General features: G+C 71.8%; 20 protein-coding genes. 11 read left to right on the forward strand and 9 right to left on the reverse strand.

Annotated features, from left to right (window positions below; translation table 11 throughout):
• Positions 1–80: 80 nt before the first annotated feature.
• Complete coding sequence (locus OG689_RS37225; protein ID WP_266325833.1) at positions 81–986, reverse strand: LysR family transcriptional regulator; 906 nt, start codon at positions 984–986, stop codon at positions 81–83.
• 137 nt (positions 987–1,123) lie between these two features.
• Here OG689_RS37225 and OG689_RS37230 point away from each other — a divergent pair, with 137 nt between their 5' ends.
• On the forward strand, positions 1,124–1,969 hold the full coding sequence (locus OG689_RS37230) for a 3'(2'),5'-bisphosphate nucleotidase CysQ (RefSeq protein ID WP_266325835.1): 846 nt from the start codon (positions 1,124–1,126) through the stop codon (positions 1,967–1,969).
• Positions 1,970–2,016: 47 nt separating this feature from the next.
• Positions 2,017–2,613, forward strand: a complete 597-nt coding sequence (locus tag OG689_RS37235) for an NAD(P)-binding domain-containing protein (RefSeq protein WP_266325837.1) — start codon at positions 2,017–2,019, stop codon at positions 2,611–2,613.
• Between the two features lie 44 nt (positions 2,614–2,657).
• On the opposite strand, the gene OG689_RS37240 is transcribed toward OG689_RS37235, so the two are convergent.
• Together OG689_RS37240 and OG689_RS37245 are read right to left on the reverse strand one after the other, a co-directional pair.
• The gene (locus tag OG689_RS37240) at positions 2,658–2,978 is read right to left on the reverse strand and encodes a hypothetical protein (protein WP_266325839.1); all 321 of its coding nucleotides are present in this window, start codon (positions 2,976–2,978) and stop codon (positions 2,658–2,660) included.
• 181 nt (positions 2,979–3,159) lie between these two features.
• The gene (locus tag OG689_RS37245) at positions 3,160–4,149 is read right to left on the reverse strand and encodes a hypothetical protein (RefSeq protein WP_266325841.1); all 990 of its coding nucleotides are present in this window, start codon (positions 4,147–4,149) and stop codon (positions 3,160–3,162) included.
• A gap of 362 nt (positions 4,150–4,511) precedes the next feature.
• Between OG689_RS37245 and OG689_RS37250 the strand changes: the two genes are divergently transcribed.
• Together OG689_RS37250 and OG689_RS37255 are read left to right on the forward strand one after the other, a co-directional pair.
• Positions 4,512–5,177 carry a glyoxalase gene (locus OG689_RS37250; protein ID WP_266327713.1) on the forward strand — a complete coding sequence of 222 codons (666 nt, stop codon included), beginning with the start codon at positions 4,512–4,514 and terminating at the stop codon, positions 5,175–5,177.
• Positions 5,178–5,320: 143 nt separating this feature from the next.
• Positions 5,321–5,755: a YdeI/OmpD-associated family protein gene (locus OG689_RS37255; protein WP_266325843.1), complete on the forward strand. Its 435-nt coding sequence runs from the start codon at positions 5,321–5,323 to the stop codon at positions 5,753–5,755.
• A gap of 200 nt (positions 5,756–5,955) precedes the next feature.
• Here the strand turns inward: OG689_RS37255 and gcl are convergent, their stop codons facing one another.
• The 5 genes from gcl to OG689_RS37280 form a co-directional block, all read right to left on the reverse strand.
• Positions 5,956–7,737, reverse strand: coding sequence for a glyoxylate carboligase (gene gcl, locus OG689_RS37260; RefSeq protein WP_266325845.1), 1,782 nt, complete (start codon positions 7,735–7,737; stop codon positions 5,956–5,958).
• Between the two features lie 396 nt (positions 7,738–8,133).
• The gene (locus OG689_RS37265) at positions 8,134–9,489 is read right to left on the reverse strand and encodes a GH1 family beta-glucosidase (protein ID WP_266327715.1); all 1,356 of its coding nucleotides are present in this window, start codon (positions 9,487–9,489) and stop codon (positions 8,134–8,136) included.
• A gap of 20 nt (positions 9,490–9,509) precedes the next feature.
• Complete coding sequence (locus OG689_RS37270) at positions 9,510–10,373, reverse strand: carbohydrate ABC transporter permease (protein ID WP_266325847.1); 864 nt, start codon at positions 10,371–10,373, stop codon at positions 9,510–9,512.
• A complete protein-coding gene (locus OG689_RS37275) occupies positions 10,366–11,295 on the reverse strand; it encodes a carbohydrate ABC transporter permease (protein ID WP_266325849.1) in 930 nt (309 codons plus the stop codon). Before OG689_RS37275 ends, OG689_RS37270 begins: the two co-directional genes overlap by 8 nt.
• A gap of 1 nt (position 11,296) precedes the next feature.
• Positions 11,297–12,613 carry a sugar ABC transporter substrate-binding protein gene (locus OG689_RS37280; protein ID WP_266325851.1) on the reverse strand — a complete coding sequence of 439 codons (1,317 nt, stop codon included), beginning with the start codon at positions 12,611–12,613 and terminating at the stop codon, positions 11,297–11,299.
• Between the two features lie 146 nt (positions 12,614–12,759).
• Between OG689_RS37280 and OG689_RS37285 the strand changes: the two genes are divergently transcribed.
• The 3 genes from OG689_RS37285 (at position 12,760) to OG689_RS37295 (ending at position 18,559) form a co-directional block, all read left to right on the forward strand.
• Positions 12,760–14,016 carry an ROK family transcriptional regulator gene (locus tag OG689_RS37285; RefSeq protein WP_266325853.1) on the forward strand — a complete coding sequence of 419 codons (1,257 nt, stop codon included), beginning with the start codon at positions 12,760–12,762 and terminating at the stop codon, positions 14,014–14,016.
• Positions 14,017–14,838: 822 nt separating this feature from the next.
• Entirely contained in the window at positions 14,839–17,337 is a 2,499-nt protein-coding gene (locus OG689_RS37290; RefSeq protein ID WP_266327717.1) for a discoidin domain-containing protein, read from the forward strand.
• Between the two features lie 163 nt (positions 17,338–17,500).
• Positions 17,501–18,559 (forward strand): LacI family DNA-binding transcriptional regulator, encoded by a 1,059-nt coding sequence (locus OG689_RS37295; protein ID WP_266325855.1) that lies wholly within the window; start codon positions 17,501–17,503, stop codon positions 18,557–18,559.
• Between the two features lie 42 nt (positions 18,560–18,601).
• On the opposite strand, the gene OG689_RS37300 is transcribed toward OG689_RS37295, so the two are convergent.
• Positions 18,602–19,309 carry a DUF4232 domain-containing protein gene (locus OG689_RS37300; protein WP_266325857.1) on the reverse strand — a complete coding sequence of 236 codons (708 nt, stop codon included), beginning with the start codon at positions 19,307–19,309 and terminating at the stop codon, positions 18,602–18,604.
• A gap of 771 nt (positions 19,310–20,080) precedes the next feature.
• On the opposite strand from OG689_RS37300, the gene OG689_RS37305 reads away from it, so the two are divergent.
• From OG689_RS37305 to OG689_RS37320, 4 genes are all read left to right on the forward strand, one after another.
• Complete coding sequence (locus tag OG689_RS37305) at positions 20,081–21,616, forward strand: SulP family inorganic anion transporter (RefSeq protein WP_266325859.1); 1,536 nt, start codon at positions 20,081–20,083, stop codon at positions 21,614–21,616.
• Positions 21,617–21,778: 162 nt separating this feature from the next.
• On the forward strand, positions 21,779–22,972 hold the full coding sequence (locus OG689_RS37310) for a M20 family metallopeptidase (RefSeq protein WP_266325861.1): 1,194 nt from the start codon (positions 21,779–21,781) through the stop codon (positions 22,970–22,972).
• 195 nt (positions 22,973–23,167) lie between these two features.
• Entirely contained in the window at positions 23,168–24,790 is a 1,623-nt protein-coding gene (locus tag OG689_RS37315; RefSeq protein ID WP_266325863.1) for a hypothetical protein, read from the forward strand.
• Between the two features lie 167 nt (positions 24,791–24,957).
• Positions 24,958–25,257, forward strand: coding sequence for an MTH1187 family thiamine-binding protein (locus OG689_RS37320; RefSeq protein WP_266325865.1), 300 nt, complete (start codon positions 24,958–24,960; stop codon positions 25,255–25,257).
• Positions 25,258–25,405: the final 148 nt, after the last annotated feature.

A 25,405-nucleotide genomic window follows, 5' to 3' on the forward strand; every position in this document is an offset into this window, starting at 1 on the left:
ACGACTCCGCCGATCCGGCAGCCCTCGCGAGACGACCGCCTGCCGGATCGCTGTCCGGGCTCCGGTCGGGGCGGCGCCGGCTACGACGCTGCGCACGTGGCCAGTGCGGCCCGCGCCAGTCCGCGCAGCCAGACGTGGGCGTGGTCGGTGTCGTAGCGCTGATGCCACGACAGGTACACCGGGGCCGAGGGCAGTTCGAGCGGCAGGGGGAGGACGGCCAGGCCGAGGTCGGCGACCGCGGAGCGCGTGGTGGCTTCCGGGAGGCTGATCAGGAGGTCGGAGCCGCGCGCGAATTCCAGCGCGGCCGCCTCCGTGGGCGCGCTCGCCACCACGCGGCGGGTGAGGCCGAGTCGTCCGAGGGCGTCGTCGAGAGCGTTGCCGAGGTTTCCACGCCGCGAGACGGTGACGTGCTCGGCGGCGGCGTACTGCTGTGCGGTGACGGCCCCGGCGCGGGTGAGGGGGTGCCCCTGGCGTACGACGACGACGAGGCGGGTCTCGCCCACGTTCTCGGCGCGGATGTCCCCTGCGCTCGGGCGGTTGGCGTTCGCCTCCAGGTCCACCTCGCCTCGCCGCAACTCGGGGGTGTCACCGCTCGATTCGGCAACGAAGCGCAGCCGCACGCCGGGCGCCTGTCCGCGCACCGCCGCGAGCAGGGCCGGGCCGCTCGAGACGACCAAGGAGTCGTGCCAGCGGAGGGTGAAGGTGCGCTCCAACGTCGCCAGATCGAGTTCACGGCTCGGTGCCAGCACCCCCTGGACCTGGTGCAGCAGCTCGTGCACCTGTTCCCGGACGGCGATCGCATACGGCGTCGGGGTCATCGTGCGGCCGGTGCGCACCAGGATCTGATCCCCCGTCGTACGCCGGATCCGGCCCAGACTCCGGCTCATCGCAGGGGCGGTGACGTGCAGGCGTGCGGCCGCCCCGGCCACGCTGCCCTCTTCCAGCAGCGCGTCGAGCGCGGCGAGCAGGTTCAAATCCAATTGCATGTGAGTAATCCTAGCCGTGCTTGGCATGCAGTTGAAGTTAATGACGGGGCTGTCTACCTTCGAGATGAGAGCGCGAGACGGAACGAACCGCTCGGCCCGACCAGCCTCATCACCCTCCTCGGAACGGGAGCACCACCATGTCCGAAACGCTTCAGACCACCGGGATGTCCGACGCCGCCGCCGCCTGGGACGCCGCCACTTCCGACGCCGACCTGCTCGCCCGGACGGCGATCGCCGTGCGCGCGGCCGGTTCGGCACTGCGCGAGCGCTTCGGCGACGTCGTCCGCCACCGGACCCGCGAAGAGCTGATGAGCGCGCTGGCCGCCAACGACGACACGGCCCTCGCCATCCTGCGCCCCCGCCTCACCCAGCTGCGCCCGGAGGCCGGCTGGGTGGAGGACGAGCTCGACGGCGGGGCGCTGCCGCCAGGCGAATGGTGGGTCGTGGACCCGGCCGAAGGCAACGTCAACCACCTGCACGCCCTGCCGGAATGGGCGGTGACCGCCACCCTCGTGCGCGAGAACCAGCCCGTGCTCACCGTGGTCCACCTGCCCATGACCGGCGAGACCTGCACCGCGCTCAGCGGCGCGGGCGCCCACCTCGACGGTCGGCCGCTGCGCGTGTCCCCGACCGCGGACCTCGGCCTGGGCATTGTGGCCACCAGCCAGGCCCGGCCGGACGAGGACGAGGCGGTCGTACGGCGCGGCGGCTCCTCGATCACCGCGATGCTCTTCGACGCGCTCGTCGTCCGCGTCTCCGTTCCCGCGACCCTGCACCTGCTGAACGTGGCCGCCGGCCGGATCGAGGCCTTCTGGCAGTTCGCCGGTGCCCGGGCGGACCTGCTCCCCGGTGCGCTGCTCGTCACCGAGGCCGGCGGACGGATCTCCGACGCCGAGGGCCGCCCCTGGACCCCGCAGAGCGAGAGCTTCCTGGCCGCCGCGCCCGGCGTCCACACCGAGGCCGTCACCACGCTCTCGCGCTGAACCCCCACCCGCACCATGACCTGCACCCACGGAAGGACCACATCATCATGACCACGATCGCAGTTCTCGGAAACGGCCGCGTCGGCGGCAACCTGGCCGCCGCCCTCGCCCGGGCCGGACATCAGGTGACCGTGGCGGACCGCGCGCCGGGCGCCGCCGCCGACGCGGCACGGACGGTCCGGATCGTCATCAACGCCACCCCGGGCGCCGGCTCGCTGGAGCGGCTCGGCGCCCTGCGCGAGGAACTGCGGGGCAAGATCCTCGTCGACGTCTCCAACGCCACCGCCGACGGACCGGACGGACTGCCCGGCGAGCTGCTCCACCCCGGTTCGAGCCTCGCCGAGCAGCTCCAGGAGGCGCTCCCCGAAACGCGCGTCGTCAAGACGCTCAACACCATGCTCTTCCCGGTGATGACCGCGCCGGCCATGCTCACCCAGGCGCCCGACGCCTTCCTCTCCGGCGAGGACCCGCAGGCCAAGCAGACCGTCCGCGAGCTGCTCACCGACCTCGGCTGGCGCGACGAGTGGATCACCGATCTCGGAGGGATCCGGACCGCCCGCGCCACGGAGGCCGCGATCCTGTTCGTACCCCACGTGATTCGGTCCAGCGGGTTCGCGCCCTTCGCGATCTCGATCGCCCGCTGACCCGCGCACAGCCCAGCCCTCCCGGCCGGAAGGGAACGGAAGGCCTACCGGCGTGGTCGGCCGCCGTCCTGCCGCTGTCCGTCCGGCCGGGGTCGTCCGCCGATGCTCAGCAGGAGCCGGAGGACGGACGCACGGTCGGGTGTCTCGGGATCGTCGGCGAGAGCGAACAGGAACGGCAGGCTCGCCGTCGTACACCCGTAGACGCCACCTTGGTGGTGGGCCGAGCCGTAGAAACTGCTGAACGCCTTCTCCCGCACGTCGGAGTCGGGCGAGGCCATCTGCTCCAGCCACAGCGGCACGTCGTCGGCCGGGCCGTAGGCGTGCCCCATGGACGACCAGTCGACACCGTCAAGATCGTTGATCATGAGCCACACAGTGGCACGGGACACCGACACGGCCACCGGCGACCAGCGAGCCGCCCGGGAGCCCCCCGCCCTCGCCGCGGGTTCGACCAACGAATGGCTCTGGGCGGAGGTGGCCGTCCCGTCCTCGCTCCTGCCACGGGAGCATCGAGGTGCTCCCGCCGAAGGGCCTTCCCGAACAGGTTCACGGGAGACGGCCCACCCGCTCGGCGGGCTGCCGGGTGCTGTCGGTCACGCTCGCCCGGCCAGGTTCTCCGCGTAACAGCGTCCGCATGATCCCCACCCCGGTCAGCACGGCTGTGATGTGCAGTGTCACGGCGACCGCGACGTTCTCCGGGTAGCTGATGTCGCTCGGGTTCGCCAGCGCCACGTACACCGTGGCGGGTAGCCTCCAGCCGCTCCACGCGAACATCGAGCCCGATCCCAGCCATGCCGACGCGAGCAGGAGTGGATACGGCAGCCTGGTCGACCGGCGTCGGACGAGAGCCAGTACGGCGCCGGACGCGACGAGGGCCCAGCACGCGCTGACCCCGACCAGCACATGCCAACCGGCCGGCCGCTCGTCGCGGTGCGCAATACCCAGCGAGCCACCGGCCGCCCAGTAGAGCCAGGCCAGGCCGGTCACGGCGCCGGTGACGACGGGCCACACCGGCCCCGAGGAGCCGTGCGGGTCGGTTCGCTCCGGCCGGCGCAACGCGTGGGGCCAGCGTCGCCACAGATAGGCGGGAAGTGCGACGGCGAGCGCGATCCCGGTTCCCGCGAAGCTGCACTGGAGCAGCGCCGCCTCCCAGGCGGGTATCGCCGCGTCAGCCCCGGAGTTCCCTGAGCCGGCCGAACTGCCTGCTTCGGAGTTGATGAGCGTGCTGACGACCACGAACGGCAGGATCGACACCAGGAATCCCGACCCGACCCAGGCGAGGAATCCCACCAGGGGGCCGGGGATCCGCATTCCCCACGGCCGCACCAGCGCCAGCCCCAGGGTGATTCCGGCCGCCGCCATTCCGATCGTGAGGGTGTTGAGCACCAGCCACCCGCCCAGGCTGAATCCCCGCCCGACCGGCAGCAGCCCCAGTAACGAACCGACCACCCACGACACCTTGATCACCAGATACGGCACGAGGGCCGCTGCGGCCCCGTAGGCCGCCGCCCGCCCGATCCGGTCCCAACGCTCCATCACGTCTCCCTCCGCCGGAGGTCCCCATCCTTCGGCGCCCGCACCCCCTCGGCATCAGCCCTCAGGCGTAACCCGCTCCCTCGCTGGTGTGACTCGCCCCTCCGCCCTGCGGACCATCCCGCGTGCGCACCACGGCTCCGGCGGCCACCGCGCTCAGCGTCCACGGCCTGACCGTGACGCTGATGGTGGTCAACGGCCTGCTGATGATGCGCGAGACCCGATCTGTGCGCAGCCCGCGATGCCGGGCCTGCGATCACGGTGGTGGGGGTGCCGGCGTGTGTGGCGAGGCAGGTCGCGAGACCGGTCAGGACGAGACCGGTCAGGAATCGAGAAGCCCCGCCCGCCGCACAGCCCCTAGCGTGATGGTCATGGCAACCACCACTTTCACCGCAGCTGTCACGTCCCTCGCGTCCGTCACCCTGGAGGTGGCCGACCTTGAGGCCGCCCGCCGCTTCTACCGCGCCTTCGGTGTGGACACGTACCTGCGCCTGCGGGCGTCGGAAGCGCAGTCCACCGGATTCCGCGGCTTCACCCTGGCGCTGACGGTGTCCGGGCCGGCCAACGTCGACGGCTTCGTCGGCGCCGCCGTGGACGCCGGCGCCACCGTCCTGAAGCCCGCCGCGAAGTCGTTGTGGGGCTACGGCGGCGTCGTCCAGGCCCCGGACGGGACGATCTGGAAGATCGCGACCTCGGCGAAGAAGGACACCGGCCCCGCCACCCGCGAGATCGACGAGGTGGTCCTGCTGCTCGGCGTCGAGGACGTGAAGGCCACCAAGCAGTTCTACGTCGGCCGGGGTCTGACCGTGGCCAAGAGCTTCGGCGGCAAGTACGCCGAGTTCGCCGCCGGTCCGTCCAGCCCGGTCACGCTGGCGCTGTACAAGCGCCGCGCCCTGGCCAAGGAGGTCGGTGTCCCCGCCGACGGCACGGGCTCGCACCGCATCGTCGTCGGCGGCACCGCCGACGCCTTCACCGACCCGGACGGCTTCGCCTGGGAGGCCGCCGAGTCGCTCGCCCCCACGGTGTCCTGACTCCCGGCCCTGTCCTGCCGATCGACCGGCGAACGCGCGCCGATGTGACAGCCGGGCCTGGCCCGGACGTCCGGCACCTGTCCCTTCTCGGAGCCGGGCGGGCCGGATCCGCGGTGAGCGGGTGGAACAAGAGGAGAAAGATCATGAAGTTCTGGTCCCACGTCGAGCCGCCCGAGCCCATGCGGGGCCTGGAGGTTCCGCCCGAGGTGGTGGCAGCGCTGGGCGGGGGTTCGCGGCCGCCGGTGACGATCACCGTCAACGGGCATTCCTGGCAGAGCCGCATCGCCCTCCTGCGCGGCCGCCACCTGCTCGGCCTCAGCAAGGCCAACCGGCAGGCCGCGGGCGTCGCGATCGGCGACGAGGTCGAGGTCGAACTGGAGCTCGACACCGAGCCGCGCGTCGTTGTCGAGCCGGAGGACTTCACCCGCGCCCTGGACGACGACCCCGTCGCCCGCGCCGCGTACGACAAGCTCGCGTACAGCCACAAGCGCGAGCATGTGCGTGCCGTCGAGAGCGCGAAGAAGCCCGAGACGCGCCTGCGGCGCATCGAGAAGGCCATCGCCACCCTGCGGGGCTGACCCCTGGACGCGCTTCATGGTCGGTGCCCCGGAAGGCGCGGCCGGCGGTGCGGAGGCCTCGTCCGGCGTGGTGCCGTCCGCCGTGATGCACGGGACGGGACGGGCCTGCAGACCCGAACGGGCCCCCGGCGCCGCCGGTGGCAGCGTCGGGGGCCCGTAGGGGTGTCAACTCCGCTGCTGCGCAGCGGCGCTGACGTTGATCAGGACTTGAGGGCCTTGATCGCGGTCGGGGCGTGGCCGGGCTCGGTGGCCAGCTCCTCCCACTCGTTGATCGCGTCGATGCCGGCGGCACCCATCGAGATGTTGGTGACCCGCTCCAGGATCGCCTCGACGACGACCGGGACACGGAACTCGGCGGCGAGCTTCTTGGCCTCCTCGAAGGCCGGCAGCAGCTGGTCCGGCTCGGTGACCCGGATGGCCTTGCAGCCGAGGCCCTCGACGACCTTGACGTGGTCCACGCCGTAGACGCCCAGCTCGGGGGAGTTGATGTTCTCGAACTCCAGGTTGACCTGGAAGTTGATGTCCAGGCCGCGCTGCGCCTGGCGGATCAGGCCCAGGTAGGCGTTGTTGACCAGGACGTGGACGTAGGGGATCCGGTGCTGGGCGCCGACGGCCAGCTCCTCCAGCATGAACTGGAAGTCGTAGTCGCCGGAGAGGGCGACGACCGGGGTCTGCGGGTCGGCGGTGGCGACGCCGAGCGCGGCCGGGATGGTCCAGCCGAGCGGGCCGGCCTGGCCGCAGTTGATCCAGTGCCGCGGCTTGTAGACGTGCAGCATCTGCGCGCCGGCGATCTGGGACAGGCCGATCGTGGTGACGTAGCGGGTCTCCGGACCGAAGGCCTTGTTCATCTCCTCGTAGACGCGCTGCGGCTTCATCGGCACGTTGTCGAAGTGCGTGCGGCGCTGCAGGGTGGCCTTGCGCTCCTGGGTGGAGGCGGCCCACGCGCTGCGGTCGGGGAGCTTGCCGGCGGCCTTGAGCTCCTTGGCGACCTCGACGAACAGCTCCAGGGCGGCCTTGGCGTCGGAGGCGATGCCGAAGTCGGGGGCGAAGATCTTGCCGAGCTGGGTCGGCTCGATGTCCACGTGGACGAACTTGCGGTCCTTGGTGTAGACGGCGAGGTCGCCGGTGTGGCGGTTGGCCCAGCGGTTGCCGATGCCGAGGACGAAGTCCGACTCCAGCAGGTTGGCGTTGCCGTAGCGGTGCGAGGTCTGCAGGCCGACCATGCCGGCGTTCAGCTCGTGGTCGTCGGCGAGGATGCCCCAGCCCATCAGGGTCGGGATGACGGGGGTACCGGTGAGCTCGGCGAACTCGACCAGCAGCTCGGAGGCGTCGGCGTTGATGACGCCGCCGCCGGCGACGATCAGCGGGCGCTCGGACTCCAGCAGGAAGCCGATCGCCTTCTCGATCTGCGCGCGGGTCGCGAACGGCTTGTAGACCGGCAGCGGCGCGTAGGTCTCGGGGTCGAACTCGATCTCGGTCAGCTGGACGTCGATCGGCAGGTCGATCAGGACCGGGCCCGGACGGCCGGAGCGCATCAGGTGGAAGGCCTGCTGGAACACGCCGGGGACCTGCGCGGCCTCCAGGACGGTCGTCGCGGCCTTGGTGACCGGCTTGGCGATCGAGGCGATGTCGACGGCCTGGAAGTCCTCCTTGTGGAGCTTCGCGACCGGGGCCTGGCCGGTGATGCAGAGGATCGGGATCGAGTCGGCGATGGCCGAGTACAGACCGGTGATCATGTCGGTGCCGGCGGGGCCCGAGGTACCGATGCAGACACCGATGTTGCCGGCCTTGGTGCGGGTGTACCCCTCGGCCATGTGCGAGGCGCCCTCGACGTGGCGCGCGAGCGTGTGCCGGATCTCGCCGGAGGCCTTGAGCGCGGCGTAGAAGGGGTTGATCGCCGCGCCGGGCACGCCGAACGCGACCTCGACGCCTTCGCGCTTGAGGATCTCCACTGCCGCGCGGGCGGCTGTCATTCGAGGCATCGGGTTTCTCCTGCGTCGGCCCGTTGTGGGTCGGAGGGCTCATCTCCTGAGTTCCACGATACGGAAGAACGGTTTTGGTATGCGGAAACAACGTACGGTGAGCCCCGCGCGGTCGTCAAGGCCGCTTCAACAGAATGTTGTAGTTTGCGGAAGGGCCAGGCTGTCACCTCGCCGGCCACCCGGATAGGCGGGCTTCCTACAGCCCACGGGTGCCTCCGGGCCGCCGGCCTCGTCGTTTGATGCAATCCGGACACCGTGCGCAGGCGAACCGCAGGCACCGCACCCTCCCGGGGCACCACCCCGGCCCGGCCGGGAACGCCGACGAGCCGGCCCCTCCACCCGTGACGGGGGAGGGGCCGGCTCGTGCGGTGCGGGCGGCGGGGCCGCCGCGGTGGATCAGGCCGCGCGGCGCCCGCGCAGGCGGTGGGCGGCGGCCAGCTCGGCGTAGCGGCGTCCGCTGGTCTTCACCGTGCGCTGCTGCGTCTTGTAGTCGACGTGGACGAGGCCGAAGCGCTTGTCGTAGCCGTAGGCCCACTCGAAGTTGTCCAGCAGCGACCAGGCGAAGTAGCCGGCCAGCGGCGCGCCCTTGGAGACGGCCTTGGCGCAGGCGGCCAGGTGCTGCTCCAGGTACTCGGTGCGCTCCGGGTCGTGCACCGAACCGTCGGCGCCGACCACATCCTGGTACGCCGAACCGTTCTCGGTGACGTAGATCTTCTGCACGCCGTAGTCGTCGGTCAGGCGCATCAGGAGCTGCTCCAGGCCGGGGCCGTGCACCTCCCAGTCCATCGCGGTGTGCTCGACGTTCGGGCCGGGCACCTGCCGGAAGAACGGCGCGGAGCCGGTGGGGTCGCCGGTGACGATCTGCCGGAAGTAGTAGTTCAGGCCCACCCAGTCCAGCGGCGCGCCGATCAGCTCCAGGTCGCCGTCCTGGACGGGCAGCTCGACCCCGTACAGCTCGACCATGTCCTGCGGGTAGCCGCGGCCGAGCACCGGGTCCAGCCACCAGCGGTTGATGTGGCCGTCGGCGCGCAGCGCGGCCGCCCGGTCGCTCTCGCTGTCGGTGGCGGGGTGGATCGGGCTGAGGTTGTTCACGATGCCGATGTTCGCGTTCGGGATCGCGGCCCGCAGGGCCTGCACGGCCAGGCCGTGGCCCAGGTGCAGGTGGTAGGAGGCGCGGACGGCGGCGGTGAGGTCCTTGAGGCCGGGCGCCATGTTGCCGTCGAGGTGGCCGATCCAGGCCGAGCAGAGCGGCTCGTTGAGCGTCGCCCAGTTGGTGATCCGGTCGCCCAGTGCCCCGGCGACGACCTCCGCGTACTCACCGAAGCGCTCGGCGGTCTCGCGGACGGGCCACCCGCCGCGGTCCTGCTGCGCCTGCGGGAGGTCCCAGTGGTAGAGGGTGGGGAACGGCGTGATCCCCTTCTCCAGCAGGCTGTCGGTGAGCCGGTCGTAGAAGTCGAGGCCGGCCTGGTTGACCCGGCCGTCGGCCTGCGGCACGATCCGCGGCCAGGCGATCGAGAACCGGTAGGCGTCCAGGCCGAGCTGCCCGGCTATGCCGAGGTCCTCGGGCCAGCGGTGGTAGTGGTCGCACGCCACGTCGCCGGTGTCACCGTTGTCGACCTTCCCCGGGGTGTGGGAGAAGGTGTCCCAGATGGAGGGGGCGCGGCCGTCCTCGTCCACGGCTCCTTCGATCTGGTAGGCGGCGGTGGCCGCGCCCCAGACGAAGTCGCCGGGGAGAGCACTGAGGTCGTTCACGAAATGCCTTTCGGGGATGGTCACTTGACAGCTCCGGCGGTGAGGCCGGCTACCAGGTAGCGCTGCAGGAGGAGGAAGCCGGCGACGACGGGCACGCTCACCACGAGGGAGGCGGCCATCACCTGGTTCCAGTACACGTTGTTCTGGGTGGCGTATCCCTGGAGGCCGACGGCGAGGGTCCGGGTGGTCTGGTTGGTCATGACGGAGGCGAACAGCACCTCGCCCCAGGCGGTCATGAAGGCGTAGACCGAGACGGCGACGATGCCCGGTACGGCGGCCGGCACGACGATCTTCAGCAGCGTGCGCAGCGGCCCGCAGCCGTCCACCGCGGCGGCCTCGTCGAGGTCGCGCGGGATGGAGTCGAAGTACCCGACCAGCATCCAGATGGAGAACGGGAGCGAGAAGGTGAGGTAGGTGAGGATCAGCCCGCCGCGGCTGCCGAGCAGCGCGATCCCGGTGCTGTTGCCGATGTTGACGAAGATCAGGAACAGTGGCAGCAGGAACAGGATGCCGGGGAACATCTGGGTGGAGAGCACCGTGACGGTGAACAGCTTGCGGCCGCGGAAGCGGTAGCGGCTGACCGCGTACGCCGCGAAGATCGCGATCGCCACCGAGAGCGCGGTGGCGCTGACCGAGACGATCAGCGAGTTCACGAAGTAGTCGCCGAGCGGGACGGTGGTCCAGATGTCGATGTACGGCTGCAGGGTGAAGCTGCTGGGGATCCAGGAGAACGCTCCCTGGACGTCCTGCAGCGGCTTCATCGACGAGCTGATCATCACGAACAGCGGGGTGAGGACGAAGGTCGACAGCAGCAGCAGGAACACTCGGCGCGACCACTTGAACGAGGCCGGCGGAGCCATCGGTGAGACGGGAGCCTTAGGCATCGGCGTCCCTCCGTCGTGAGGTGAGGAAGAGGTAGACGGCCGTCACCAGCAGCAGGAAGAGCAGCAGCAGCACGGACATCGCCGAGCCGACACCGAAGTTCCAGGTGACGAACGAGGACTGGTAGATGTGGATGGAGATCAGGTCGGCGGCCTCCGGCGCGGACTTCCCGAACAGCACGTACGGCGTGTTGAAGTCGTTGAACGTCCAGAGGAACAGCACCAGGACGAGCACCTGGGTGACGGGGCGCAGCGACGGCAGGGTGATCTTGCGGATCTGCTGCCACACACCGGCCCCGTCCATCGCGGAGGCCTCGTACAGCTCCTTCGGGATGTTCTGCAGGCCGGCCATCAGCGTGAGGAACGCGAACGGCCAGGACTTCCACACCGAGACGACGACGAGTGCGGTGAAGCTGTTGTCGCCGATCAGCCAGAACGGCTTCTCCGACATCAGGTGCAGCTGGTCGACCAGGACGTGGTTGATCAGACCGGTGTCCCGCTGGAACATGAACGACCAGGTGATCACCGCCGCGTAGACCGGCAGGGCGTACGGGACGAGGAACAGGGCCCGCAGGATTCCCCGTCCCCGGAACGCGTCCTGCAGGTAGATCGCCGCCGCGGTGCCGAGCAGCCAGGAGATGCCGACCGACAGGATGGTGAAACTACAGGTGGTCCAGAACGAGTTGAGGAGCGACTGGCCGACCGGAGCACTGAAGTCCACCGCCATGCGGTAGTTCCCCAGGCCGGTCCAGGGTGCGGCCGACCAGTCTCGGATGAAGAACTGGGTGAGCTGTTTGAAGCTCATCACGATGCCGACCACCATCGGGATCAGGTGGATCAGCAGCTCCAGCGCGAGGGCGGGGAGCAGAAGCAGGTAGGGCAGAGCCCCTCGGGGGTGGCGCAGTCGGCGCAGTCGCTCTTTCACGTCAGGATGCCGGCATCTGCTGCTGAGCCTTGGTGAGCTCGGCCTTCACGCTGTCGTCGGTGACCGGCTTGCCCGCGGCGGCGGCGGCGAGCAGGTTCTTCACCGCGGTGCCGACCAGGGTCTCGAACTGGCTCTCGTTGGCGACCTGGGGAAGCGGCGCGGAGCTGTTGGCCAGCACGTCGTTCAGGGTGGTGAGGTCCGGGGTGGCGAAGACCGGGTCCTTGCCGGCCTCCTTCACCGGCGGGATGTTGCCGTAGGTGGAGTTGAGGATCTTCTGCTCCTCGTTGCTGGTCATGAACTTCACGAACGACAGCGAGCCGTCGAGGTTCTTGGAGTTCTTGAAGACAGCGAGGTTGATGCCCGCGACCATCGACTTGACGGCCTTGTCACCGGCGGCGCCGGCCTGGATCGGGAGGGGCGCGACGCCGTAGTCCTCCGGGTTCATTCCCTGGCTCTTGAGGTTGGCGCCCGCGGACTGCCACATGATCATCGCGGCCTTGCCGGTGGCGAAGTCGCTCAGCGTCTGGTTGTTGGAGTACTCGGCGTTGCCGGGCGCGGCGATCTTGTCCTTGGCGATGAAGTCGACGTACTGCTTGATCGCCTTGACGGCGTTCGGGGTGTCGAAGGTCGGCTTGCCGGCGGCGTCGAAGAAGTCCGCGCCGTTCTGCTTGCCGAAGGTGAAGGCGTGGTGGACGTTCTCCGAGACGTTGCCGCCCTCGATCGCGAGGCCGTACTTGCCGTCCTTGGTCAGCTTCGCGGCGTCGGCCTGGAGCTCGTCCCAGGTGGCCGGGGCCTTGTCGATGCCGGCGGCCGCGAACATCTTCTTGTTGTAGTAGAGGCCGTAGGCCATCGAGTACAGCGGCACGGCGGCCGGGTCCTTGCCGGCCGCGCCGGCGGAGGCGATGGTGGACGGCAGGAAGCGGTCCTTGCCGCCGATCTTGGCGAAGGTGGCCTCGTCGAAGGGCAGCAGCGCGCCGGTGGCCTGGAGCGAGGCCGACCAGGTGTTGCCGATGTTCAGCACGTCGGGGCCCTGGCCGGAGGCGGTGGCGGCGAGGATACGGTTGAGCAGGTCGGACCAGGGCACGACCTCCAGGTTGACCTTGATGCCGGTCTGCTGCTCGAACTTTCTGAGCTCGGGCTCGAGGACCTGCTTGTCGTTCTCGATGCTGGTGCCCTGGTTGCTGGCCCAGTAGGTGAGCGTCTTGGGGCTGCTGTTGCCCCCGCCGCTGCCCGTGTCGGAGCCGCCTCCGCAGGCGGTTGCTGTGACGGTGAGGGCGGCTACCAGAGCTGTGGCGGCGATGACGCGGCTCGTGCGCATAGCGGAGTTCCCCTCTCAGGGGATGGGTGAGCGACCTTGGTGAAGTGATCAGCCGTGAGGCTTACTTCAGGCCGTGATTTAACTTGTGAGAAAAGCTGGCGTCAAGACTTATCGCAGCGATAGATTCAGACCAGGAGGGAGTCCGAATGGTAGAGCGAAGCAAGCAGACCGTACGTGACCTGCGAAGAGGCAACAGATCGGTGCTGCTGCGGCACCTGTACTTCGAGGGCCGGCTCAGCCGTCACGAGCTGGGCCGGGACACCGGACTGAGCGGGGGCACGATCAGCAACGTGGTCGGCGAGCTCATCGCCGACGGCCTGGTGGAGGAGGCCGGATCGGTCGACTCCGACGGCGGACGACCACGCGTCCTGCTCCAGGTGGCCGCCGATCGGGGCTTCCTGATCGGGGTGGACGTCGGAGAGACGCAGGTCAGGGTGGCCCTGTTCGACCTGGCCCTGACCGAGCTGGCCGCCAGCGACCATCCGCTGTCGGACCACGGGCACGACGTGGACCACGTGGTCCAGCTGATCCTGGACGGCCTGGCCGAAGTCCTGGACGGCACCGGGACCGACCGGGACCGGGTGCTCGGCGTCGGGATCGGGGTGCCGGGCATCGTCGAACAGGGCGACCCGGCGGCCGACCCCGGGGACCCGGGCGGCATCGGGGCGGTGGTGCACGGCCAGACCATCGACTGGGACGCCGTCCCGCTCGGCCGCCTCCTGCGGGCCGGCACCGACCTGCCGCTGCACATCGACAACGGCGCCAAGACGCTCGGCCAGGCCGAGATGTGGTTCGGGGCCGGCCGCGGCGCCGGCAACGCCGTGGTCGCGCTGTTCGGCTCGGGCGTCGGTGCCTGCGTGATCGCCAACGGGGTCCCCTACCGCGGCGCCACCAGCAGCGCGGGGGAGTGGGGCCACACCAAGGTCCACGTGGGCGGGCGGCTCTGCCGCTGCGGCTCCCGCGGCTGCCTGGAGGCCTACGTCGGCGCCGAGGCGCTGGTCGAGCGCTGGGGGGAGGCCTCCGACTCCAGCGAGAAGGCCGGCCTGGCCGCCCTGCTCGCCGCCGCCGAGGCCGACGACCCGGTGGCCGACGCGCTGCTCTGCGAGACCGCCGAGTACCTGGGCGCGAGCATCGCGGACCTGATCAACCTGTTCAACCCCGAACGGATCGTGATCGGCGGCTGGGCGGGTCTGCTGCTCGGCCCCCGCCTGCTGCCCGCGATCCAGGCCGCGGCCCGCTCGTACGCCCTGCGCTTCCCGTGCGAACAGACCTCGATCGAGCTCGGCCGACTCGGCCCGGACGCCGTCACGGTGGGCGCCGCGACGCTGCCGCTGGCGCGCTTCCTGGACTCCGGCGGGGACGTGCCGGAGCCCGGGCGGCGGGAGGCCAGGGCGCTGCGCTGAGCGCCCCCGGACGGCCGTCCGGACCCGACCGCCAGGACGGGCGGACGGGCCCGCGCCGGTCGTTCGGGCCGGTACGGGCGGGTCGGTACGGGCGGGTCGGCGGCCCGTTGCGCGCGGCGGATCGGGGCCGGCTCCCGGTTCGTGCGCGCCGCGGCTCGCGGTTCGGGGCTTGCGGTTCGCGGATCCGGTCAGGTTCCGGTGCACGGTCGCCGGGTCGCGCGCAGGGCGGCGCCGGCGCGGTGCCGCCGTCCTCGCGGACGGCGGTTCGGGCCGGCCCGGTCGGTCGCGGGCGGGGGTGCGGTCCGACAGGTCGGCCGTCGCAACCGGCCCGGCTGTCCGGTCAGGTCGTTCGGTCAGGTCGACCGGACGGGTGGCCGGGCTTTCGGCCATCAGCTGGGGGAGCGCTCTCCCTGCGGTGGCGCTGACCTGCTGCTTCACGGCTCAGCCGCGCTGCGGCCCGCGTCAGAAGCCTTGATGACCAGGCAAGTTGATTCGCACCAGAAGTGCTGTCCACGGTCTTGACACGCTGGATACGCCACCGCAACACTCCATCCGGGAGCGCTCTCCCGAGTCCCGGTGCGCAGGCACCGGTTGATCCTCCGGCGGTTTCCGCCCTCTCCGCAGGTGTCCTCGGCACCCGTCGGGCGTCCCGCTCAGACCGGCCCCGCACCGGCTCCGCGCGACAGCGTCCCCATCCCCCGCACCCCACCCACAGCAGGAGATGCCCCAGTGAGGTTCACCTCAGCAGGCTCCAGAGTCCGGCCGCCGCTCCGGCGCGCCCCGGCCGCCCTCACGGCCGCCGCCGTGGTCGCCGGCCTCTGCATGGCCGTCCCGGTCAGCACCGCCAACGCGGCCGGCACGCTGCTCTCCCAGGGCAAGACCGTCACCGCCTCCTCCTCGGAGAACGGTGGCACCCCGGCCACCGCCGCCGTCGACGGCAACACCGGCACCCGCTGGTCCAGCGCCGCGACCGACGCCCAGTGGCTGCAGGTCGACCTCGGCGTCAGCGCCTCGATCGACAAGGTCGTCCTCAACTGGGAGGCCGCGTACGGCGACGGCTACCAGATCCAGGTCTCCGCCGACGGCGCCTCCTGGACCACGATCTACACCACCACCACGGGCACCGGCGGTGTCGAGACGCTGAACGTCAGCGGCACCGGCCGCTACGTCCGCTTCAACGGCACCCACCGCCACACCGGATACGGCTACTCCCTCTGGGAGTTCCAGGTCTACGGCACCCCCGGCGGCGGCACCGGCCCGACCTGCTCCACCGCCAACGCGGCGCTGAACAAGCCGGCCACCTCCTCCTCCACGGAGAACGGCGGCACCCCCGCCTCGGCCGCCTTCGACGGCAACACCGGCACCCGCTGGGCCAGCGTCGCCGCCGACCCGCAGTGGCTGCAGGTCGACCTCGGCTCCAGCCAGCAGGTCTGCTCGGTGGACCTCAACTGGGAGGCGGCGTACGGCGACGGCTACCAGATCCAGCTCTCTCCCGACGGCACCACCTGGAACACCGTCTACAGCACCACCACGGGCACCGGCGGTGTCGAGACGCTGAACGTCAGCGGCACGGGCCGCTACGTCCGCTTCAACGGCACCCACCGCCACACCGGATACGGCTACTCCCTCTGGGAGTTCGCCGTGCACACCGGCGGCGGCTCGACCGTCCCGCCGGTCCAGGGCGGCGGCGACCTCGGCCCCAACGTCAAGATCTTCGACCCGTCCACGCCGAACATCCAGGCCACGGTCGACCAGATCTTCAGCCAGCAGGAGTCCAACCAGTTCGGCTCCGAGCGGTACGCGATGCTGTTCAAGCCGGGCACGTACAGCAACCTGAACGCGCAGATCGGCTTCTACACCTCGATCGCCGGTCTCGGCCTGAACCCCGACGACACCACCATCAACGGCGACGTCACCGTCGACGCCGGCTGGTTCAACGGCAACGCCACCCAGAACTTCTGGCGCTCGGCCGAGAACCTGCACCTCAAGCCGGTCAGCGGCACCGACCGCTGGGCCGTCTCGCAGGCCGCGCCGTTCCGCCGGATGCACGTCGAGGGCGGCCTCAACCTCGCCCCGGCGAGCTACGGCTGGGCCAGCGGCGGCTACATCGCCGACAGCAAGATCGACGGCCAGGTGGGCAACTACTCGCAGCAGCAGTGGTACACCCGAGACAGTTCGATCGGCGGCTTCAGCAACGGCGTCTGGAACCAGACCTTCTCCGGTGTCCAGGGCGCCCCCGCCCAGGGCTTCCCGGACCCGCCGTACACCACCCTGGACACCACCCCCACCTCGCGTGAGAAGCCGTTCCTCTACCTGGACGGCAACGAGTACAAGGTGTTCACCCCGGCCAAGCGCACCAACGCGCGCGGCACCTCCTGGGGCGCCGGCGCGCCGCAGGGCGAGTCCATCCCGCTGAGCCAGTTCTACGTGGTCAAGGCGGGCGCGACCGCGGCGACCATCAACCAGGCGCTGGCGCAGGGTCTCAACCTGCTCTTCACGCCGGGCGTCTACCACGTCGACCAGACGATCAACATCACCCGGGCGAACACCGTGGTCCTCGGCCTCGGCATGGCCACCGTCATCCCGGACAACGGCGTCACCGCGCTGAAGGTCGCCGACGTGGACGGCGTCAAGCTCGCGGGGCTGCTGCTCGACGCGGGTACGGTCAACTCCCCCGCCCTGCTGCAGGTCGGCGACGGCGGCCCCGGCGCGGACCACTCGGCCAACCCGACAACCGTCCAGGACGTCTTCGTCCGGGTCGGCGGCGTCACGGCCGGCAAGGCCACCGCGGGCATGCTGATCAACAGCAACAACACCATCGTCGACCACACCTGGATCTGGCGCGCCGACCACGGCGCGGGTGTCGGCTGGGAGAGCAACCGCTCCGACTACGGCATGCAGGTGCGCGGCAACGACGTGCTCGCCACCGGCCTGTTCGTCGAGCACTTCAACAAGTACGACGTGCAGTGGTTCGGTGACCGCGGCAAGACCATCTTCTTCCAGAACGAGAAGGCCTACGACGCCCCCAACCAGGCGGCCATCCAGAACGGCGCCGTCAAGGGCTACGCCGCCTACAAGGTCGAGGACTCGGTCAACACCCACGAGGGCTGGGGCCTGGGCAGCTACTGCTACTTCAACGTCGACCCGACCATCGTGATGGACCACGGGTTCGAGGTGCCGAACAAGCCGGGCGTCAAGCTGCACGACGTCCTGGTGAACTCGCTCGGCGGAAACGGCCAGTTCAACCACGTGGTGAACAACGTCGGCAACCCGACCTCGGGCACCGGCACCGTCCCGTCGAACCTGGTCTCGTACCCGTAACGAGACCGGCACCGTAGCGACCGGAGCCACCACGGTGGCCACCCGGTAGGAGAAGGAGACACAGGAAGGACGGCCCGCCGGCCACCGGCGGGCCGTCCGCACCGCACCGGGCGCACCTGCGAGGGCAGCAGGGAGCGCTTTCCGCCATGCTATAAAAGCCGCTATGAGTGATGCCCTGCGAACGGCCGTTTCCCGGCCCGCGACCCTGGAGGACGTGGCCCGGGTCGCCGGGGTCTCGCGGTCGACCGTCTCCCGAGTGATCAACGGGATCCGCAACGTCGACCTGGAGATCCAGGAGACCGTCCGCGAGGCCATCGCCGCCACCGGCTACGTGCCCAACAGCGCGGCCCGCTCGCTGGTCACCCGGCGGGCCGGCTCGATCGCCCTGGTCCTCTCCGGGGTCGCCGGCGAGGTGGAGGACGAGGACCGGGCCAGGAACCGGGTCCTCACCGACCCCTTCTTCGGCCGCGCCCTCAGCGGCGTGGTGGGCGCGCTGCGCCCGCGGGGACTGCACCCGCTGCTGATGGTGGCCGACACCGCCGAGGCCAGGGACCAGGTGGTCGGGCACCTCAAGCAGGGCGGCGCCGACGGCGCGGTCCTGGTCTCCACCGACCCGGACGACCCGCTGCCCTCGCGGCTGGTCGAAGTCGGTCTGCCCGTCGTCCTGTTCGCCCGCCCGGTCCGTCCGATCCCGATCAGCTACGTCGACCTCGCCAACCGGGACGGCGCCCGCCTGGCGGCGGACCACCTCGCCGCGCGCGGCTGCCGGCAGGTCGTGATGATCGGTGGCCCGGCCGGGGTGCCGGCCGCCCAGGACCGCCTGACCGGGTTCCGGGAGGCGATGGCCCGCCACGGCTTCCCCTACGTCCCCTGCGTGGAGGGGGACTTCACCCAGCGCGGCGGCGAACTCGCGATGGAGCGGCTGCTCGCCGAGAACCCCGGCCTGGACGGGGTGTTCGCCGGCAACGACCTGATGGCCCAGGGCGCCATGTTCGTCCTGCACGAGCAGGGCCGCCGGATCCCCGACGACGTCGCGGTGATCGGCTTCGACGACAGCAGCGCCGCGCTTGCCAGCCGGCCCCGGCTGACCACCATCCACCAGCCGGTGGAGGAGATGGCCGCCGAGCTCACCCGGCTGCTGCTGGCCCGGGTCGAGAACCCGGCCGGCCCGGTCACCTCGGTGATATTCGAACCGAACCTGGTGGTACGGCAGTCGGCCTGAACCCTGAGGCGTCCGGCACGGCGCCTTGGTGCCCCAGGGGGGTCACTTCTTGCCGACGGACGGCAGGAACGCGGTCGCCGTGAGCTTGTTGTCGCACTGTGCGAAGAGCCCGCCGCCCTCCCGGCCGACCTGGTACTTGCCCGCCTCCGGCACCCCGAGCACCAGCGACGGCGGGGCGAACGGCGTGGCACCGGACGGGCAGTAGCCGTCCGCCTCGCCCAGGACCGGCTTGAGACCGAGCGTGGTGAACATCTTCGCGCCCGGCAGCAGCTGGACCGCCACGGCCGGACCGACCTGCTGCACCTGGAGCGGCAGCGACTTGTCCGGCGAGCCCTGGCCGGCGCCCGCCACCGTGGGGAACCCCTTCACGCCGCAGGCGTGCCCGCCGACGTTGGTGAACTCCACCGTCACCACGTAGGAGCCGACCGGGCTCGGTTCGACGTCCCGGGCGGCCGAGGCCTTGAGGTCGGCGTCGGCGCAGGCCGGCAGCACACCCGGCGCGGCGGGGGCCGAGGGCTTGCCGGCTGTCGCCGTCGCGCCGGCGCTCGGGGACCCGGTGCCGGCGGGGGTGGCGGGAGCGGCGCTCGGAGCCGTGCTCGCGCCGGCGGGCGGCGCGGGCACGCCGGCCGATGGTCCGGCCGCACTGCCCGTCTCGGTGGGACCGCACCCGGCCAGCAGCGCGGCCGCGGCGGCGGCCGCCAGCGCTGCTGCGGTGGTACGGGTACGCGATCGGTTCGTCCGTCGCTCCATCAGATCCCCCTGCTGTCCGTGATGACCTGCTCGTCGCCGCTGATGACGCGACGACCCCCGGTGTCCGGTTCCCGTCGTGCCGTGCTGTGACGATCCGTGCCGTGCTGTGACGATCCGATCCGAGCCGTGACGATCCGGGTCGAACCATGACGATCCGCGGCCGGCGGGGCCACCGGGCCGGAGGTGGCTCCCGGTGCCGCCGCCGTGGCGTCGGAGCCGGAGGGTGCGGGCTGGTCCGGCGGGGCCGGTCGGGCGCGCCGCCCGGGCGCCGACGCTGCGTGGCCGGTGCGGGGAGTGATCGGTACGTTCGTGCGCGACTTGAACTCCCGTTTGCCCGCGAAGAGTGCTGATGATCCGAGAAATGGAGGAAATAGGGGGAGAGCGTGGGGAAGTGATGGATCAGGTTGGCCTCACCTGTAGCTCTGCGTAGCGTCGATGTCACGCCGGATCGGGCGGCCCGCGACGCCGGGTTGCACCGAGGGCCCGTCCGGTGGTCTTCACACTGCCTCCATGAGCCGTGCTCCCTCTGCCCGGCGCGTCCGCCCTGCGGGCGCGCGGAAGGAAGACGCCCATGCGCACCCGCGCCGACCGATGCGACGCACCCCACCGGACGAGCCCGCCCCGCAGACCCGCCCCCGCCCCCGCCCCGGCCGTGGGCCCGGCCGAGGCCCGCACCCCCCGATCCGCCCGCACCGCGACCTGCTCCGGCCCTGACGCCCCCGCCCGTCCGTCCCGCCGTCCCGCGGGTCAGCGCGCCGAGGCGGCGGTCCGATGACCGGCCCGCCCCGCCCCCGGAGGACGACCGCACCCCCGCCCGGCCTGGTCGCCCGGGCCCGGTCGCTGCCCTGGCGGGAGGACCTGCCGGCCTCGCTGGTGGTCTTCCTGGTGGCCCTGCCGCTCTGCGTCGGCGTCGCCGTGGCCTCCGGCGTGCCGGCCGAACTCGGCCTGGTCACCGGCATCGTCGGCGGCGTGGTGGTCGGCCTGCTGCCGGGCAGCAGCCTGCAGGTCAGCGGGCCCGCCGCCGGCCTGACGGTGCTGGTGCTGGAGGCCGTCCGGGAGCACGGACCCGACTCGCTCGGCGCGCTGGTGCTGGCCACCGGAGTGCTCCAACTCGTCATGGGCGTGCTGCGTCTGGGGCGCTGGTTCCGGGCGATGTCGGCCGCCGTCGTGCACGGCATGCTGGCCGGAATCGGCCTGATCCTGCTCTTCGGACAGCTCTACGCGATGGCCGGGCGGCCTCCCCCGGGCACCGGCCTCGGCAAGATCACCGGCCTGCCCGCCCTGCTGGCCGACGCCGTCACCGGACGCGCCGCCGCGAGCCCGGTCCTGCTCGGCGCGGCCACCCTGCTGGTGCTGCTGCTCTGGCGGTACCTGCCGGCCCGGATCCGGGTGGTGCCGGCCCCGCTGGCCGCCGTCGGCCTGGCCTCGGCCGTCACCGCGATCGCCGCGCTGCCGGTGGCCCGGATCCGGGTGGAGGGCCTGTTCGAGGTCGTCCGGCTCCCCGACGCCTCGTCCTTCACCGCGCTGGCCGGTACCGGCGGCGCGGGCACCGTCCTGGCGTTCACCCTGATCGCCTCGGCGGAGACGCTGTTCAGCGCCGCGGCCGTGGACCGGATGCACCACGGCCCACGGACCGACTACGACCGCGAACTCACCTCCCAGGGAATCGGCAACGCGCTCTGCGGGCTGCTCGGGGCGCTGCCGATGACGGCGGTGATCGTCCGCAGCGCCGCCAACGTCCAGGCGGGCGCCCGCACCAAGGCCTCCCGGACGCTGCATGGTCTCTGGCTGCTGCTCTTCGCCGCGCTGCTCCCGGCCGTGATCGGGCTGATCCCGGTCGCGGCGCTCGCCGCCGTGCTGGTGCACGCCGGGGCGAAGCTCGTCCCCGTCCGCCGGATCGGCGCGCTCTGGCGGGAGCACCGCGGCGAGGCCGTGGTGCTGGCCGCCACCGCGGGCGCGATCATCGCCACCAACCTGTTCGAGGGCGTGCTGGCCGGCGTCGGCCTGGCCGTGGTCAAGTCGGCCTGGCAGACCTCGCACCTGCACATCGGCGTCGAGGAGCCGGCCCACCCGGAGGACGGCCCGCTGCGGGTCCGGCTGACCGGACAGGCCACCTTCCTGCGGCTGCCCCGGCTGCTCGACGCCCTGGAGCGGCTGCCGGCCGACCGCGCCGTCGAGCTGGACTGGTCCGGCCTGCGCCACCTCGACCACGCCTGCACCGTGGCGCTGGTCACCTGGGCCGCGCAGCACCGCGCCCGCAGCACCGAGACCCTGGAGGTGGAGCCGCCGCTGCCCACCGCGGTCTGAAGGCCGGCGGCCGCACCCGCCCACCGGCGGGTGCGGCCGCCGGCCCGATCGCAGCCACCCCCGGCCGCCGCGGCCCGATCGCGTCCGCGCCCTGTCCGCGCGGGCCCGCCGGGCGGAGGATGGCATCAACCATCGTCCGTACCGCCCGAGGAGGAGCTCACCGTGGACCTGCTGGACGCCGCCCGAACCCTGCAGCCCGAACTGGTCGCGCTGCGCCGCGCGTTGCACGCCGAACCGGAGGTCGGCCTGCGCCTGCCGCGCACCCGGCGCAAGGTGCTCGACGCCCTGGCCGGGCTGCCGCTGGAGATCTCCACCGGCAGTGGGCTGGACTCGGTGACGGCCGTGCTGCGCGGCGACGGCGACGGCCCGACCGTCCTGCTGCGCGCCGACATGGACGCCCTGCCGGTGCAGGAGCGGGCGCCGGCCGGCGCCCCCGCCTCCGCGATCCCCGGCCGGATGCACGCCTGCGGCCACGATCTGCACACCGCGATCCTGGTCGGCGCGGCCCGGCTGCTGGCCGAGCGGCGCGAGCTGCTCGGCGGGGACGTGGTGCTGATGTTCCAGCCCGGTGAGGAGGGTGAGGGCGGCGCGAAGATCATGGTGGACGAGGGGGTGCTGACCGCCGCCGGCGCCGACCGGCCGGTGGGCGCCGCCTACGGGCTGCACGTGACCTCGGCCGTGCTGCCGGCCGGGGTGGCGGCGGGACGGCCGGGGCCGATCCTCGCGGCGTCCGACCGGCTGCGGGTGGTGGTACGTGGACGCGGCGGCCACGGCTCCTCCCCGCACACGGCGCTCGATCCGGTGCCGGCGGCCTGCGAGATGGTGACGGCGCTGCAGACCGCCGTCACCCGGACCTTCTCGGTCTTCGACCCGGTGGTGGTGACCGTCGGCTCCTTCCACGCGGGCGACGCCCACAACGTGATCCCCGACGAGGCCCGCTTCGAGGCCACCGTGCGCAGCTTCACCCCGGCGGCCGGGGAGCAGGCCGCCGAGGTCCTGCCCGCGGTGGTCCGGGGTGTGGCGGCCGCGCACGGCCTGACCGCGGAGGTGGAGTACCGGCAGGACTACCCGGTGACGGTCAGCGGACCGCAGGCCGTGGCCGAGGTCGCCGACACCGTCCGGGAACTGCTCGGCGCGGACCGCTGGGTGGAGCTGGAGCACCCCTTCGCCGGCTCGGAGGACTTCTCCTTCGTGCTGCAGCGGGTGCCCGGCGCGTTCTTCTTCCTCGGTGCCACCCTGCCCGGCCGTGACCCGGCCGTCGCGCCCTACAACCACTCGCCCGAGGCGGCCTTCGACGAGTCGGTGCTCGCCGAAGGGGCGGCCCTGCTGGCGGCGCTCGCGCTGCGCCGGCGATAGGCCGGCCGGCGCGCGGCCGCGCGTGCTGCGGGACTCCGGCGCGTACCGGCTCCGACCGGCCTGTTTATCCGCTGTGCATCGCGGTGGGCCACGCTGCCGGTCGTGCGGTTCGCCTCCCGCGGTCCGTGTCCGACCACCGCCCATCACCGCCGGAGACCGTCGAGCGGTCTCCGGCCGGGACCCGAGGAGAACACCTTGAGCCGACCACCCACCGCCGAGGAGCAGAAGGTCCTGGTGGTGCTGAGCCAGCAGGTGCACGGCGTCACCGCGGGCTGCACCCGGCAGGAGCTCGCCCTGACCGGTGTGCTGGCCGGATCGACCGACCCGGCGGACTACGGGCTCTTCCACGCCCGGTTCCAGCAGATCGGTCTCGACCTGCTGGAGCTGGTGAAGCAGGGCGTCCGACTGGTGGTCAACGAGAACATGCCGGACGGGATGGGGGCCAACACCCGGACCACCTGGGGCATGAAGCCGGACCTCCTCGACATCGAACTCGCCCCGTCACTGCTGGCCTCGTCGTCGCCCCGGGTGCTCCCCCCGAACATCGTGACCCTGATCCACGAGCTGTCGCACGCCCTCCACGAAGCGCCGAGCTTCCCGGTCAAGGACTACGCGTACCGGTCCGGCTGGGCGCTGGAGTACCTCCCGGCGGCGATGGCCGAGTGCAACGCCGACACCTACGCCGAAGCCGCCGCCCTGCTCGCCGAGGGGCTGCTCGACCGGCCCGGGCAGCTGCGGGCCCCGGGGCGCACTCCGGCCATCCGCCGGGAACTGCTCAGGACCGCCGGTCGGTCGGCCCTCGGCCCGGCGCTGGCCTGGGCGGACCTGACGGTCAACCGGGCCTGGCTCCGCAGCAACGACTACCGGGTCACGGCGGAGATGGATGCCGCGGACACGCCCGCGCGGGCCGTGCAGCTGGCGGACTGGCTGGCGGACGAGGACCTGGCCGCCCGGGTGGAGATCGAGGGCGAGCTGGAGCGGGCGGGCCTGATCAAGCCGCGCTACCAGGGCATGTTCAACAGCGGTTTCGGCCTGAGCGGGGCCGACAAGGCCACCGCCGGTCAGATCCACACCTTCCTCACCGCGGTGAAGAAGGCCCTGACCGACCTCGTCCCGGTGCCGGTCGCCGACGGCACGACCGTGGTCTATCAGCACGCGTCCGGGCAGCTGAGCATTCCGCACGCCGTGACGGACCAGGGGCCGGTGCCGTTGGCCGCACTCGTCATCGATGCCGTGATCCAGGGGCTGGGAGAGCCCGCCGGCTCCGAGACGCCCGCGTTCACCAGCGCGAGGAAGCGTCTGGTCGACCTCCTCGTGCGCCACGACCGGCCGGTCGAACGGGCCGCCCTGAAGGAGCTCAGGAAGACGTTCGAGACCGCCGGGTACCGCGTGCCCACCCGGTCGGAATGGCGGGGCCTGGCCGTCGACCTGCGGATCGCACGGCTGGACGACGTCGTCGCCCTGTGGCGAGTGGTGACCGTGCAGGCCAGGGACCTGGTGACCCGGTCGAAGTCCGACGCCGCCCGTGCCAAGGACGCCTCGCTGCCGCCGGCCTCCGCCCCCGCCGTGAAGGCGCAGGCCGCCCAGTCGCTGGCCGACCTCAAGGTGCTTTCCGGCTTGGACAAGAACCTGGCCCTGGAGATCAAGCTGGCCGCCACGATCACCGAGCAGTTGGCCGCCGAGCAGATCGTCCCGGTGGCACAGATCGCCGAGCTGGAGGAGATCCTGGCCCAGCTCACCGTGCTGGTCTGCGGCGTCCACCCGGAGAAGACCGCGGTCTACCAGGGTCTGTGGACGCTGATGCCCAAGCGCGGCTGACGCCGCCCCGGCCGGTCCCGCGGTGCGCTCGGCCGGGCCCCGCGGTGCGTTCGGGCGGGCGGACGCGTGTGCCGAAGCGGTCGCCCGGTGCGGGGGCTCCGCCGGGCGGTCCGGTCCGGGTAGTTTCGTGCTGCCCCGGCTGCGGGGCCTGACGAAGGAGGAGAAGCGTGATCGCAGCATTCTCGGTCACCCCGCTGGGCATCGGCGAGGACGTCGGTGAGGCCGTCGCCGCCGCGGTCAAGGTGGTGCGGGCGAGCGGCCTGCCCAACCGCACGGACGCGATGTTCACCAGCATCGAGGGGGAGTGGGACGAGGTGATGCCGGTCATCCGGGAGGCGATCGACGCGGTCAAGGCCTACAGCGGCCGGGTCAGCACCGTGATCAAGATCGACGACCGGGCCGGGGTGACGGACGGGCTCCGCTCGAAGGTGGCGACCGTGGAAGGCCACCTGGCCGCCGGCGGCTGACCGCCCTCAGGGGGCGGCAGGGGGCCGAACACCGGAGGCCGGGGCCCGGATTCCCGGACAGCTCCGTGCCGCCGGACCGGCCGTGCGATGATCGTCCGGTGGTGCGATCGAACACGGGAGACTTCGGGTGGCGCCGGCCGCTGCGGGC

Source organism: Kitasatospora sp. NBC_00240 (assembly GCF_026342405.1).
In the GTDB taxonomy this organism is placed as follows: domain Bacteria; phylum Actinomycetota; class Actinomycetes; order Streptomycetales; family Streptomycetaceae; genus Kitasatospora.

Excerpts from the sequence above, each read along its gene's own strand:
- OG689_RS37280 (WP_266325851.1), bottom strand. The coding sequence starts at position 12,613 with ATGCGCACGAGCCGCGTCATCGCCGCCACAGCTCTGGTAGCCGCCCTC.
- OG689_RS37230 (WP_266325835.1), top strand. The coding sequence starts at position 1,124 with ATGTCCGAAACGCTTCAGACCACCGGGATGTCCGACGCCGCCGCCGCC.
- OG689_RS37245 (WP_266325841.1), bottom strand. The coding sequence starts at position 4,149 with ATGGAGCGTTGGGACCGGATCGGGCGGGCGGCGGCCTACGGGGCCGCA.
- OG689_RS37300 (WP_266325857.1), bottom strand. The coding sequence starts at position 19,309 with ATGGAGCGACGGACGAACCGATCGCGTACCCGTACCACCGCAGCAGCG.
- OG689_RS37250 (WP_266327713.1), top strand. The coding sequence starts at position 4,512 with ATGGTCATGGCAACCACCACTTTCACCGCAGCTGTCACGTCCCTCGCG.
- OG689_RS37270 (WP_266325847.1), bottom strand. The coding sequence starts at position 10,373 with ATGCCTAAGGCTCCCGTCTCACCGATGGCTCCGCCGGCCTCGTTCAAG.
- OG689_RS37235 (WP_266325837.1), top strand. The coding sequence starts at position 2,017 with ATGACCACGATCGCAGTTCTCGGAAACGGCCGCGTCGGCGGCAACCTG.
- gcl (WP_266325845.1), bottom strand. The coding sequence starts at position 7,737 with ATGCCTCGAATGACAGCCGCCCGCGCGGCAGTGGAGATCCTCAAGCGC.
- OG689_RS37225 (WP_266325833.1), bottom strand. The coding sequence starts at position 986 with ATGCAATTGGATTTGAACCTGCTCGCCGCGCTCGACGCGCTGCTGGAA.
- OG689_RS37255 (WP_266325843.1), top strand. The coding sequence starts at position 5,321 with ATGAAGTTCTGGTCCCACGTCGAGCCGCCCGAGCCCATGCGGGGCCTG.
- OG689_RS37290 (WP_266327717.1), top strand. The coding sequence starts at position 14,839 with ATGGCCGTCCCGGTCAGCACCGCCAACGCGGCCGGCACGCTGCTCTCC.
- OG689_RS37285 (WP_266325853.1), top strand. The coding sequence starts at position 12,760 with ATGGTAGAGCGAAGCAAGCAGACCGTACGTGACCTGCGAAGAGGCAAC.
- OG689_RS37240 (WP_266325839.1), bottom strand. The coding sequence starts at position 2,978 with ATGATCAACGATCTTGACGGTGTCGACTGGTCGTCCATGGGGCACGCC.
- OG689_RS37295 (WP_266325855.1), top strand. The coding sequence starts at position 17,501 with ATGAGTGATGCCCTGCGAACGGCCGTTTCCCGGCCCGCGACCCTGGAG.
- OG689_RS37305 (WP_266325859.1), top strand. The coding sequence starts at position 20,081 with ATGACCGGCCCGCCCCGCCCCCGGAGGACGACCGCACCCCCGCCCGGC.